The organism is Yoonia sp. SWMV100 (genome assembly GCF_056108365.1).
Map to the genome: position 1 here is coordinate 28,851 of NZ_JBWBAQ010000006.1, position 11,859 is coordinate 40,709.

11 protein-coding genes are annotated in these 11,859 nt (G+C 54.2%); 7 read left to right on the forward strand and 4 right to left on the reverse strand.

Annotated features, from left to right (window positions below; translation table 11 throughout):
* Positions 1-282 precede the first annotated feature (282 nt).
* On the forward strand, positions 283-3,147 hold the full coding sequence (uvrA, locus tag ACXJGX_RS13425) for an excinuclease ABC subunit UvrA (RefSeq protein ID WP_474782517.1): 2,865 nt from the start codon (positions 283-285) through the stop codon (positions 3,145-3,147).
* A gap of 117 nt (positions 3,148-3,264) precedes the next feature.
* Complete coding sequence (locus ACXJGX_RS13430) at positions 3,265-4,122, forward strand: hypothetical protein (RefSeq protein ID WP_474782519.1); 858 nt, start codon at positions 3,265-3,267, stop codon at positions 4,120-4,122.
* Here ACXJGX_RS13430 and ACXJGX_RS13435 read toward each other — a convergent pair whose 3' ends face one another.
* A complete protein-coding gene (locus tag ACXJGX_RS13435) occupies positions 4,123-5,622 on the reverse strand; it encodes a CoA-acylating methylmalonate-semialdehyde dehydrogenase (protein WP_474782521.1) in 1,500 nt (499 codons plus the stop codon). It lies immediately after the preceding gene.
* Positions 5,623-5,717: 95 nt separating this feature from the next.
* On the opposite strand from ACXJGX_RS13435, the gene ACXJGX_RS13440 reads away from it, so the two are divergent.
* From ACXJGX_RS13440 to coaD, 3 genes are all read left to right on the forward strand, one after another.
* Complete coding sequence (locus tag ACXJGX_RS13440; RefSeq protein WP_474782523.1) at positions 5,718-6,620, forward strand: LysR family transcriptional regulator; 903 nt, start codon at positions 5,718-5,720, stop codon at positions 6,618-6,620.
* 37 nt (positions 6,621-6,657) lie between these two features.
* Positions 6,658-7,092: a CBS domain-containing protein gene (locus tag ACXJGX_RS13445; RefSeq protein WP_474782525.1), complete on the forward strand. Its 435-nt coding sequence runs from the start codon at positions 6,658-6,660 to the stop codon at positions 7,090-7,092.
* 66 nt (positions 7,093-7,158) lie between these two features.
* The gene (gene coaD / locus ACXJGX_RS13450) at positions 7,159-7,653 is read left to right on the forward strand and encodes a pantetheine-phosphate adenylyltransferase (protein ID WP_474782527.1); all 495 of its coding nucleotides are present in this window, start codon (positions 7,159-7,161) and stop codon (positions 7,651-7,653) included.
* A gap of 297 nt (positions 7,654-7,950) precedes the next feature.
* Here the strand turns inward: coaD and gap (ACXJGX_RS13455) are convergent, their stop codons facing one another.
* The 3 genes from gap (ACXJGX_RS13455) to gap (ACXJGX_RS13465) all read right to left on the reverse strand — a co-directional run bounded on the left by gap (ACXJGX_RS13455) (position 7,951) and on the right by gap (ACXJGX_RS13465) (position 10,237).
* Positions 7,951-8,952, reverse strand: a complete 1,002-nt coding sequence (gap, locus tag ACXJGX_RS13455; protein WP_474782529.1) for a type I glyceraldehyde-3-phosphate dehydrogenase — start codon at positions 8,950-8,952, stop codon at positions 7,951-7,953.
* A gap of 74 nt (positions 8,953-9,026) precedes the next feature.
* Positions 9,027-9,176: a hypothetical protein gene (locus ACXJGX_RS13460; RefSeq protein ID WP_474782531.1), complete on the reverse strand. Its 150-nt coding sequence runs from the start codon at positions 9,174-9,176 to the stop codon at positions 9,027-9,029.
* A 59-nt stretch (positions 9,177-9,235) separates the two neighbouring features.
* The gene (gap, locus tag ACXJGX_RS13465; protein WP_474782533.1) at positions 9,236-10,237 is read right to left on the reverse strand and encodes a type I glyceraldehyde-3-phosphate dehydrogenase; all 1,002 of its coding nucleotides are present in this window, start codon (positions 10,235-10,237) and stop codon (positions 9,236-9,238) included.
* Positions 10,238-10,432: 195 nt separating this feature from the next.
* Between gap (ACXJGX_RS13465) and ACXJGX_RS13470 the strand changes: the two genes are divergently transcribed.
* The gene (locus tag ACXJGX_RS13470) at positions 10,433-11,392 is read left to right on the forward strand and encodes a DUF808 domain-containing protein (RefSeq protein WP_474782535.1); all 960 of its coding nucleotides are present in this window, start codon (positions 10,433-10,435) and stop codon (positions 11,390-11,392) included.
* Positions 11,393-11,496: 104 nt separating this feature from the next.
* Positions 11,497-11,823 (forward strand): BLUF domain-containing protein, encoded by a 327-nt coding sequence (locus tag ACXJGX_RS13475; protein ID WP_474782536.1) that lies wholly within the window; start codon positions 11,497-11,499, stop codon positions 11,821-11,823.
* Positions 11,824-11,859 lie beyond the last annotated feature (36 nt).

Genomic DNA, 11,859 nt, shown 5'->3' on the forward strand with positions numbered 1-11,859 from the left:
CGGGAAATAGCGTAACAAAAGGCCGCGCCCTTTCACCGGGCGCGGTCTTTTTATGTGCATGATTTTGTTGATCGATCACGACGACCGCCCGCATTCCGATTGCAGGCGCGATCGGGGGGCGGTGCGGATCGGCGCTGCAAATTAACGATAGGCGTCGCTGCTATCGCACGAACGCCATGCGAAAGTGGCGTAAAATGAAAATGTTCATATTAAGTTCTCATTTTATGGTTGGATAGTTTGCGTTGGTCACCTATTTGTTAATTAATCTTTCCCGAGGGCCCCATGGCAGAGCTAAAGTTTATCGAAGTACGCGGCGCGCGCGAACATAACCTCAAGAATATCGACGTTGATATTCCGCGTGATCAGCTTGTTGTCATCACGGGCTTGTCCGGGTCAGGCAAATCGTCGCTGGCATTTGACACGATCTATGCCGAAGGGCAGCGGCGGTATGTCGAAAGCCTGTCAGCGTATGCGCGGCAGTTTTTGGATATGATGGAAAAGCCGGATGTCGATCACATCAGCGGTCTTTCCCCGGCAATTTCGATTGAACAAAAGACGACCTCAAAAAACCCGCGTTCGACTGTCGGGACAATCACCGAAATTTACGATTACCTTCGTTTGCTGTTTGCGCGCGCGGGCACACCCTTTAGCCCGGCGACCGGACTGCCGATCGAAGCGCAACAGGTTCAGGACATGGTGGACCGTGTCATGGCGATGCCTGATGGGACGCGCGGTTACCTGTTGGCGCCGATGATCCGGGACCGCAAGGGCGAATACCGCAAGGAATTTCTGGACCTGCGCAAGCAGGGGTTCCAGCGTGTCAAAGTGGACGGGCAATTTCATGAATTGGACGAGCCGCCGACATTGGACAAGAAACTGCGCCATAACATCGATGTGGTTGTCGACCGGATTGTCGTGCGCGAAGGTCTTGAAACGCGGCTGGCTGATAGTTTCCGGACGGCTCTTGATCTGGCCGACGGGATTTGTGTGCTGGAAACCGCGCCGTCCGAAGGCGAACCCGAGCGCGTGACTTTTTCGGAAAACTTTGCCTGTCCGGTGTCGGGGTTCACAATCCCCGAGATCGAACCGCGGCTGTTTTCATTTAACGCGCCATTCGGGGCCTGCCCAAGCTGTGACGGGTTGGGCGTAGAGCTGTTTTTTGACGAGCAACTTGTCGTGCCTGATGTCACGCTGAAACTCATGGAGCTGGCCGCGACGCATTGGCCCGAAGGCGGCACCCCGTTTTATAAACAGGCGCTTGGCGCGATTGCCAAACACTACGGGTTTGACAAAAATGCCCGCTGGAAGGATCTACCCCAAAAAGTGCAACAGGTGTTGCTGCGCGGGTCCGGAAAAGAAGAGATCATGTTCCGGTTCGACGAAGGCGGACGGGTGTATAACGTCGAACGCCCTTACGAGGGTGTGATCCCTAATATCGAACGCCGCTATCGTCAGACCGACAGCGACTTTATGCGCGAGAAATTTGAACGTTATCAGAATAACCGGCCTTGTGGGACGTGCGGCGGGTACCGTCTGCGCGCCGAGGCATTAGCGGTGAAAATCGGTGGCCTGCATGCGGGGCAGGTCGTTCAAATGTCGATCAAGGAAGCGTTTGATTGGTGCGTCGGGGTGCCGGACACCCTGACCGTTCAAAAGAATGAAATCGCCAAAGCAATCTTGAAAGAAATCCGTGAACGGCTTGGGTTTCTCAATAACGTCGGTTTGGATTATCTGACGCTGGCGCGTAATTCCGGCACGCTGTCGGGCGGCGAAAGCCAGCGTATCAGGTTGGCATCGCAGATCGGGTCGGGATTGCAGGGCGTTCTTTATGTGCTGGACGAGCCGTCGATCGGGCTGCACCAGCGCGATAATGACAGGCTGCTGACCACGCTGAAAAACCTACGTGACCAAGGTAACACCGTCATTGTTGTTGAACACGACGAAGACGCAATCCGCGAGGCGGATTATGTGTTTGATATTGGTCCGGGGGCGGGGATTCACGGCGGCAACGTCGTCGCCAAAGGCACACCGGCTGAAATTATGGCGAATGCCGCGTCTTTGACAGGGCAATATCTGACGGGCAGCCGCCAAATTCCGGTGCCTGCGTCACGGCGTAAAGGCAAAGGAAAAAAGCTGACGGTGGTGAAGGCGACGGGGAACAACCTGCAAAATGTGACTGTTGAGTTCCCGCTGGGGCAGTTTGTCTGCGTGACAGGGGTGTCAGGCGGCGGGAAATCGACGCTGACCATCGAGACGTTGTTCAAAAACGCATCGCAAAAGCTGAACGGCGCGCGCCAAGTTCCGGCGCCTTGTGAAACCATCAAAGGGTTCGAACATCTGGACAAGGTCATCGACATTGACCAGCGTGCGATCGGCCGCACGCCAAGGTCGAACCCGGCCACCTATACCGGCGCGTTCACCCCGATCCGTGACTGGTTCGCAGGCCTGCCAGAGGCGAAGGCGCGCGGCTATAAATCGGGCCGCTTTAGCTTTAACGTCAAGGGTGGCCGTTGCGAGGCCTGTCAGGGCGATGGCGTGCTGAAGATTGAAATGAACTTCCTACCGGACGTTTATGTCACCTGCGAAACCTGCAAAGGCGCACGCTATAACCGCGAGACGCTCGAGATCAAATTTAAGGGCAAGTCCATCTCGGATGTGCTTGAAATGACTGTAGAAGAGGCGCAAAGTTTCTTCACTGCCGTACCGTCGATCCGGTCAAAAATGGATGCCTTGGTGCGCGTTGGTCTGGGTTATATCAAGGTCGGGCAACAGGCGACAACACTGTCCGGCGGCGAAGCGCAGCGCGTCAAGTTGTCCAAAGAACTGGCGCGGCAATCGACCGGACGCACACTGTATATATTGGATGAACCGACGACAGGTCTGCATTTTGAGGACGTGCGCAAGCTGCTTGAAGTGCTGCATGAATTGGTTGATCAGGGCAATTCGGTGGTGGTGATTGAACACAATCTGGACGTTGTGAAAACCGCTGACCATGTGATCGATATCGGCCCCGAAGGTGGCGATGGCGGTGGCCGTGTTGTGGCAACGGGCACGCCTGAACAGATCGCGAAAGTCTCCGAAAGCCATACTGGCCGCTATCTGAAAGATATGTTGAAACCGAAACCAAAGCAGGTCGCGGCAGAGTAACCGATCAATGGGGCAGGTGCGCGCCGTTCAGGGCCCTGCAAATATTTTATGTTTGGCGTTAGCAATTGATTATCTTCGTTGATGCATAACCAACGACGATAGTTGAAGGATTTTGCAGTGGCGAAACAAAAACTTGGTGTGATTGTTATTCACGGCGTTGGCGGCCAATCGGGGGACAGGCCTGCGACGCGCGGTGTCCAAAGCTTTTCAGGGGCGATGGCGCGCAGGGTGTTGCGAAAATTGGGGGACAACGCCGATGATGTCGCTTGGCGCGAGGTTCACTGGGCCGATATTCTGCAAAATCGCCAACGCGCCTATTTGGAGATGATTAAAAACAAGACCGGTGCAGATGCCGCGCGCGCATTTATCCTCTCGGCGATGTCAGATTCAGCGGCATATCGAAAAACCGCTGATGGTTCGGCTGCCATTTATGAACAGATCCACAGTCGCGTTGAAATGGCAGTGCGCGACATCGAAACCGAGATCGGCCCCGACGGACCCATTTTGATATTGGCGCATTCTCTTGGTGCGCATATTGTTTCCAATTACATCTACGACCTGCAAAATTTTAAACGGCGAGCCGGTGCCGGACGTTTCGCGTCACCTTTGCAAAACATGGAAACCGTCGCAGGGTTAATGAGTTTTGGATGCAATATTCCAGTATTCTTATTTGCTCACCCGATGGATGACATCGTTCCCATCGATTTTCCGGGGTCTGCTTTGCCAGAGGCAAAAAAAATCAGAACTTGGTGGCAGAATTTCTACGACAAACAAGATATCCTCGCCTATCCGATGGGACCATCTGCGCCAAGCTACGCGGCGATGGTAAAAGACCGAAATCTGCGGGACGTCCCGGTGCATTTGGGCGCGCCCGAAACGGACGGCTGGGACCCGCTTTCACATGGGTCATACTGGGACGATGCCGAAATGATCGCCCCAGTTGTACACTACATCAAAAAGTATTTAGACGCGTAGTTAGTCCATCGGCTTAAAGTTGAATTCACCACCTTCTTTGATTCCCGATGGCCAGCGCGATGTGACTGTCTTTGTCCGTGTATAAAATTTGAACGCATCCGGTCCGTGCTGGTTCAAGTCACCAAAGACAGATTTTTTCCAGCCACCAAAGGTGTGGTAGGCGAGTGGAACAGGAATTGGCACATTGATCCCAACCATGCCGACATTGATCCGGCTGGCAAAATCACGGGCGGCGTCGCCGTCGCGGGTAAAGATCGCGGTGCCATTCCCGTATTCATGGTCCATTGCAAGGCCGATCGCCTCTTCGTAGGTTTGTGCGCGCACAACAGACAGCACAGGGCCAAAAATCTCTTTTTGGTAGATGTCCATGTCTTTGGTCACCCGGTCAAACAGGTGAGGACCGACAAAAAAACCATCTTCATATCCTTGAAGACTGAAGCCGCGTCCGTCGACAACCAAATCTGCGCCTTGGCTGATACCGGATTCAATGAGTTTCAGAATGTTGGCTTTGGCGGCTGCGGTCACAACAGGGCCGTAATCAACGTCTTTGCCGCCTGTATATGGTCCGACCTTTAGTTTTTCGATCCGTGGCACCAGTTTCGCAATCAGGCGGTCGGCAGTTTCTTCGCCAACGGGCACAGCAACAGAAATGGCCATACAGCGTTCGCCTGCGGCCCCGTAACCGGCCCCGATCAGCGCATCCGCTGCTTGGTCCATGTCAGCGTCCGGCATGATGATCATGTGGTTTTTTGCGCCGCCAAAACACTGCACCCGCTTGCCCATCGAACAACCGCGCCCATAGATATATTCGGCAATCGGCGTCGACCCGACAAAGCCGACGGATTGGATGACAGGGTGATCCAGAATTGCGTCAACTGCCACTTTGTCGCCGTTGACCACCTGCAAAATGCCTTTTGGCAGGCCTGCTTCCTCCATCAGTTCGGCCAGCATCAATGGGACCGATGGATCACGCTCGGATGGTTTCAGGATAAATGCGTTACCGCAAGCAATCGCGGGCGCAAACATCCACATCGGGATCATGGCTGGAAAGTTGAAGGGAGTGATCCCGGCGCTGACGCCGAGCGGCTGTTTCATTGAGTACATATCGATACCAGGGCCCGCGCCATCGGTGAACTCACCCTTTAACAGTTGCGGTGCGCCAATACAGTATTCGACGACTTCAAGGCCGCGTTGCACGTCGCCTGCGGCGTCAGGCATTGTCTTGCCGTGTTCGCGCGACAGCGCTTCGGCTAATTTGTCCATGTCGCGGTTCAGCAGGTCGACGAATTTCATCATGACCCGCGCGCGGCGTTGTGGGTTCACTGCGGCCCAGGCGATCTGCGCTTTTGCCGCAACCTCAACCGCTTGCGCCATTTCTTCAGCACTAGCCAGCGGGACTTTGGCCTGCACTTCGCCGGTTGCCGGGTTGAACACATCGGCAAAGCGTCCGGATGTCCCTTTGACGTGGGTGCCGTTGATATAGTGGGTAAGTTCTTGCATGACGTTCTCCATTGGTTGCGATCACTATAGAATTGCATTTTTGTCTGTAAAAGCGTCAATTATCCAAAATGATTTTGCAAAAATGTGGGTATGAGATGGATAACTGGGACGACATGCGGGTGTTTTTGGCTGTCGCGCGGGCAGAAAGCCTTTCAGGAGCAGCACCCGTTCTGAAAATGGACCCCGCAACGGTCGGGCGTCGCGTGGCGAGGCTTGAGCGATCACTTGGCGCGACGCTGTTTGTAAAATCGCCTCTGGGATACGCGCTGACTGATCTGGGAGAGAGGATGCGTAACCGCGCAGTAGAGGCAGAGACCCATCTGGTCATGGCGCGCGAAGAAGGGCAGGGTGCATCCACATCCCTGACGGGCCAGATTCGGATTGGTGCGCCGGACGGTGCCGCGAATTTTTTGTTACCGCAAGTTTGCGCTGCAATTCAGGCGCAGAACCCCAACCTTGAGATTCAAATTCTGGCATTACCGCGCGTTGTCAACCTGTCACGTCGCGAGGCCGATATGGCAGTGACGGTGAGTGCGCCGGCAGCGGGGCGCCTTACGGTGCAAAAAATATCGGACTACAAATTACATCTCGCGACACGCCGTGACTGTCCCCCGCCAACGTCGATAAACGACTTAAGCGGGACGCCGATTGTCGGGTATATTCCCGATATGATTTTTGACAAAGAGTTGGATTATCTGGCTGATCTTGGGATGAAAGGCGTTCAACTGGCGTCGAATTCGGCGGCGGTACAGTTGCAGATGATCCGCCATGCGGGGATCGGTATTGTTCACGATTTTGCTGTCCCGTTCGCGCCCGAGTTGCGGTGTGTTTTGACCGATCAACTGTCCTTGAACAGATCGTTTTATTTGGTGCGCCACACGTCAGACCGTCAGTCGGACCGTTTGAACAGGGTGGCGCGTTTGGTAATCAAGGGGCTTCAGGACGAAATAGCGCGGCTGGAACAGATCGCGCGCTTGACAGATGCCCCCGCTGTTTGACAGGCTAAAGACCTCACTTACGCTCAAGGAGCCGCTGATGATTGTTTCCCAAATCCTGAAATCAAAAGACAATACAGACATTATTTCTGTGAAACCAAGCGATCCGGTGTTTTCTGCCGTCAGTCTTTTGTCCGAGAAACGGATTGGGACAGTGGTTGTATCTGCCGACGGTACGTCGCTTGATGGTATCTTGTCAGAGCGCGACATCGTGCGGGAAATGGGCCGACGGGGCGCAACCTGTCTGTCGGATACGGTGGCCGACATGATGACCGCGAAACTGGTGACCTGCACCCCCGACGATAGTGCCGATGCTGTGCTTGAAATGATGACGTCGGGTCGTTTCCGGCACCTGCCGGTCATGGCCGACGGCAAAATGATCGGGCTTATTTCCATTGGTGACGTCGTCAAAGCCCGTCTTGCAGAGCTGTCGATGGAAAAAGACGCTTTGCAAGGGATGATTATGGGGCATTAGGCCTCTTGCAATCCTGCCCGCAATATTGTTGCGTGCGCGCAGCAATTGCAATGAATGAGGTGCGCCATGCGTGTAGGACTTTACCCCGGAACGTTTGATCCGGTTACGCATGGACATATCGATATTATCAGACGTGCCTGTTCGTTGGTGGACCGTTTGGTGATCGGCGTTGCCATTAATCGCGATAAGGGACCGTTGTTCAGTTTGGACGAACGTGTCGCGATGGTCGAAGCCGAGTGCGTGCCCCTGGGCAAAGAGCGTGGGTGCGAGGTGGTGGTACACCCGTTTGAAAATCTTTTGATTAGCTGCGCCCGTGATGTCGGTGCCGGGGTTATCATTCGCGGGCTGCGCGCCGTCGCTGATTTTGAATATGAATTTCAGATGGTTGGCATGAACCGATCAATGGACAATACGATCGAGACGGTGTTTTTGATGGCTGACGCCAAAAATCAGGCGATTGCATCAAAGCTGGTCAAGGAAATCGCCCGGCTTGGTGGGGATGTTTCCAAATTTGTGACACCGTCGGTGAACGCGGCGCTTAAGGCACGTTTCGGCGGGTGAACCTTGGCACCTGCATGACGTCGGGCGTGTTTAGATCTGCAACCTGTCCGTTGATCATGGATTTTATGCGCCCGGTGCGCGGTGTTATCACAGCTGCATCGTGATGTTGGTGATCGTGCTTGCCAGGCTGCAACGCCCACGAGCATCTATGTGGCCCATACGCCGCAGGCTGATGCCAATTTGCGAGGGTCGTGGGGTAGGTGACGTGCTGTAGATCGTCATGGCGATAATCAAATGCCGCATACAAAAAGCCGACCCAAGGGGCCGGCTTTTTGAATGATTAATGGTTAAGCGCGCTTAGATAAGTTTACCCATCGCAACCGCTGTGTCGCTCATCCGGTTGGAGAAGCCCCATTCGTTATCGTACCATGTCAGGATACGGACCATGGTGCCGTCCAAGACTTTGGTTTGGTCGAGGTGGAATACCGAAGAGTGCGGATCGTGGTTAAAGTCAGAGCTAACCAACGGCAGATCTGTGTAGCCCAAAATGCCTTTGAGCGGACCATCTGCTGCGGCAATAATCGCTGCGTTCACTTCTTCAACTGTCGTGGCACGGCTTGCCTCAAAGGTCAGGTCAACGACTGATACGTTTGGTGTTGGCACGCGGATCGCAACGCCGTCCAGTTTGCCGTTAAGTTCTGGCAGAACCAGACCAACGGCCTTTGCCGCGCCTGTTGATGTCGGGATCATCGACAGTGCCGCAGCGCGGGCGCGGTACAGGTCTTTGTGCATCGTATCCAGCGTCGGCTGGTCGCCGGTGTAGCTGTGGATCGTCGTCATAAAACCTTTGGTGATCCCGATTGCGTCGTTCAGAACCTTGGCGACGGGCGACAAGCAGTTTGTGGTACAGGACGCGTTCGACACGATAATGTCGTCGGATGTCAATGTGTTGTGGTTCACGCCGTAAACGATGGTTTTGTCAGCGTTGGTCCCCGGCGCAGAGATCAGAACGCGGCTTGATCCGTTATCAAGGTGCGCTTGGCAGGCGTCTTTGCTGGTGAAGATACCAGTGCATTCCAGCACAACGTCGATATGAGCCCAAGGAAGGTCGGCAGGGTTGCGGATCGCTGTGACTTCGATCGGGCCACGACCCGCATCAATCGTGGTTTCCGTCGTTGTCACTGTACCCGGAAACCGCCCGTGCACGGAATCAAACCGCAACAGGTGCGCGTTGGTTTCCACTGGGCCCAGATCGTTGATTGCGACCACTTCGATGTCGGTGCGTCCGCTTTCGATGATTGCGCGCAACACGTTACGGCCAATACGACCAAATCCGTTGATGGCTACTTTGACGGCCATGGTATCTTCTCCTAAAGGATCAATGTTGGCGCTAACATTGCGATTTATACGAAAAGGTCAACCTGTCATCGGCATCAACGCCAGAATGCCATGTATTCAATCAGGCGGAAAAGCTCGGTCACGACAAACGCAAAGATGCGCCCGCTCATCCAGTAGTGATCCCAGACGATCAAGGCAATGATGATGATAGCAAGGATCAGCGCGATACGGTTTGTCATAGACATGGTTTAACGTGCTTTGCGCTGCTGGCAAAGCACGTCCTGATAGATATCGCGCTATTTAACTAGTTAAGTCGGCCCATCGTCGCGGCCACATCTGCCATGCGTGCAGAAAAGCCCCATTCATTGTCATACCATGCCAGTACCCGCACCGTTTTACCGCCGACAACTTTGGTTTGGTCTGGCGCAAAGATGCAAGATTGGGTGGTGTGGTTGAAGTCGATGCTGACCTTGGCTTCGGCGTCATAGGCCATGACCATGCCCATGTATCCACTGGCGGCCTCTGCAACGATTGCGTTTACATCGGCGATCGTGACGGATTTTCCGGCTTCAAAGGTCAAGTCGACCGCGCTGACATTCGGGGTCGGAACCCGTATCGCAGTGCCGTCCAGTTTTCCTGCCAGTTCTGGCAGAACTTCACCCAGTGCTTTGGCCGCGCCGGTGGACGTTGGAATCATCGCCATGGCGGCTGCGCGCGCGCGATACAAATCGCTGTGCCGGCGGTCCAATGTGGGCTGGTCGCCCGTATAACTGTGGATCGTGGTCATGATCCCACGTTCGATTCCGATCGCGTCGTTCAGCACTTTGGCCAGCGGGGCAAGGCAGTTGGTTGTACATGATCCGTTCGAGATCATCTTTTCGGTGTTCAGCAGATCCCGGTGATTCACGCCGTAAACCACAGTGCGGTCCACGTTTTGCGCAGGGGCCGAAATCAGAACCTTTTTTGCGCCACGCGTCAGGTGAATACCTGCGGTATCGCCATCATTAAATTTGCCAGTACATTCCAACACGACATCGACACCAGACCAATCAAGCTCGGACGGGTCGTAGGTCGACATGACATCAATTGGTCCGCGCCCTAGGTCCATCGTCGTGCCACTGATTTTTATGGGGCTACCAAAGCGACCGTGCACACTGTCGTATTTTAGCAGGTGTGCGTTGGTTTCAATCGGACCCGTCGCGTTGATTTTGACCACCTGAACGTCATTGCGCGCGGCTTCTGTGATGTGGGCCAATGTGCAGCGGCCAATCCGGCCGAACCCGTTAATTCCGATTGTGACTGTCATCTGCGTGGCTCCATCTGGCGATCATGAAATTTGCATAGAGGACCATCGTGATGCTTAAAAGTATAAATGTTAATATATTTCAATATGTTAGCGTTAACTTTGGCTGATTGCGCTAACTGTTTTCGCTAACGTTGCGGGGTTGGCCTAAGGTGTGGGTGCGCTACATTGGCAACGAATCGAAATAGAGGACAAAACATGAGCGGATTACTGGCGTTGCTGGACGACGTGGTGGCAATTACCAAGGTGGCGGCGACCAGCGTGGATGATGTTGCAAGCATGGCCGCGCAAGCGGGCGGCAAGACGGCCGGGATCATTATTGATGACGCCGCCGTGACCCCGAAATACGTGGCGGGGTTGGATGCAAAGCGCGAATTGCCGATCATCTGGAAAATTACCAAGGGGTCGCTGTTCAACAAACTGGTGTTGTTGTTGCCTTTGGCGTTGCTGCTGAATGCCTTTGCGCCATGGCTGATTACCTATCTGCTGATGTTTGGTGGGGCCTATCTTTGCTTTGAAGGTGCGGAAAAGGTGTTTCACGTGCTGTTTCCGCATGGCGACCCGCATGTTGAGGCCGATATGACCGTCGGCGACCCCATGCACCTTGAGGAATCGCGCGTGAAGGGGGCGATCAAGACCGATTTCATCTTGTCCGCTGAAATTATGACGATCACGTTGTCATCCATTCCGGCTGCGAACTTTTGGCTGGAGGCAGCAACGCTGGCCACGGTCGGCGTCATGATTACGCTTGTGGTTTACGGTGCCGTTGCCCTGATCGTGAAAATGGATGACGTGGGATTGTGGTTTGCATTGAATGGCAAAACCGGGATTGGCCGCACGTTGGGACGCGGTTTGGTGAAAGCCATGCCAAAGTTGATGTGGGTTTTGTCGGTCGTGGGGACCACCGCGATGCTGTGGGTCGGTGGCTCGATCATATTGCACGGGCTTGAGGTGACGCATATTTGGGCGTGGCCGTATGAAGAAATCCATCACCTTGCAGACATCGCAGCAGCGGCTGTCACGACGGCGTCCGGTGCGGTGCGGTGGGCGGTCACGGCTATTCTGGATGGCATATTCGGTTTGGTTGTCGGGATGTTGCTGATCCCTGTGGCGACCAGGATCATGTCGCCCCTTATACAAAAGTTTAGCCGCGATTAGTCCGATTATGGCGGCGGCCACAACTTTTGGTGTTGACGAAAAATTGACACAAAATAAAAGTCTCTGTCAAAGCATGACTGTGCTTTGGCAGAAAAAGGTTTCCGATGAAAAGACTTCTCTACTTTAGCACGGCGAGTGCAGACGTGACGCAGGACGATGTTGATCGCATTGTTCAAGCAGCAAGCGACGCCAACGCGCAGACCGAAATTTCGGGTGCTCTTGCCTATAATGGACGAAATTTTTGTCAAGTTCTTGAAGGGCCGGATGAACAGGTCAGTGCGTTGATGCAACGTATTGAAGCTGACAATCGTCATAGCGGTATCAAGATACTGGACGAAAAACCGATCACCAACCGGTACTTCGCGGACTGGACTATGGTTGCCGTGGACGAATTGGATTTCAGCGTCGTGATCAACGCGATGAACGCCTAACCCGCGCCATAGGTTTAAGAAAAAGGTCGGCGGGGA

What these genes read in the sequence shown, in the direction of transcription:
- uvrA (WP_474782517.1), top strand. Translation starts at nt 283, where the DNA reads ATGGCAGAGCTAAAGTTTATCGAAGTACGCGGCGCGCGCGAACATAAC.
- ACXJGX_RS13435 (WP_474782521.1), bottom strand. Translation starts at nt 5,622, where the DNA reads ATGCAAGAACTTACCCACTATATCAACGGCACCCACGTCAAAGGGACA.
- ACXJGX_RS13440 (WP_474782523.1), top strand. Translation starts at nt 5,718, where the DNA reads ATGGATAACTGGGACGACATGCGGGTGTTTTTGGCTGTCGCGCGGGCA.
- ACXJGX_RS13445 (WP_474782525.1), top strand. Translation starts at nt 6,658, where the DNA reads ATGATTGTTTCCCAAATCCTGAAATCAAAAGACAATACAGACATTATT.
- coaD (WP_474782527.1), top strand. Translation starts at nt 7,159, where the DNA reads ATGCGTGTAGGACTTTACCCCGGAACGTTTGATCCGGTTACGCATGGA.
- gap (WP_474782529.1), bottom strand. Translation starts at nt 8,952, where the DNA reads ATGGCCGTCAAAGTAGCCATCAACGGATTTGGTCGTATTGGCCGTAAC.
- ACXJGX_RS13460 (WP_474782531.1), bottom strand. Translation starts at nt 9,176, where the DNA reads ATGTCTATGACAAACCGTATCGCGCTGATCCTTGCTATCATCATCATT.
- gap (WP_474782533.1), bottom strand. Translation starts at nt 10,237, where the DNA reads ATGACAGTCACAATCGGAATTAACGGGTTCGGCCGGATTGGCCGCTGC.
- ACXJGX_RS13470 (WP_474782535.1), top strand. Translation starts at nt 10,433, where the DNA reads ATGAGCGGATTACTGGCGTTGCTGGACGACGTGGTGGCAATTACCAAG.
- ACXJGX_RS13475 (WP_474782536.1), top strand. Translation starts at nt 11,497, where the DNA reads ATGAAAAGACTTCTCTACTTTAGCACGGCGAGTGCAGACGTGACGCAG.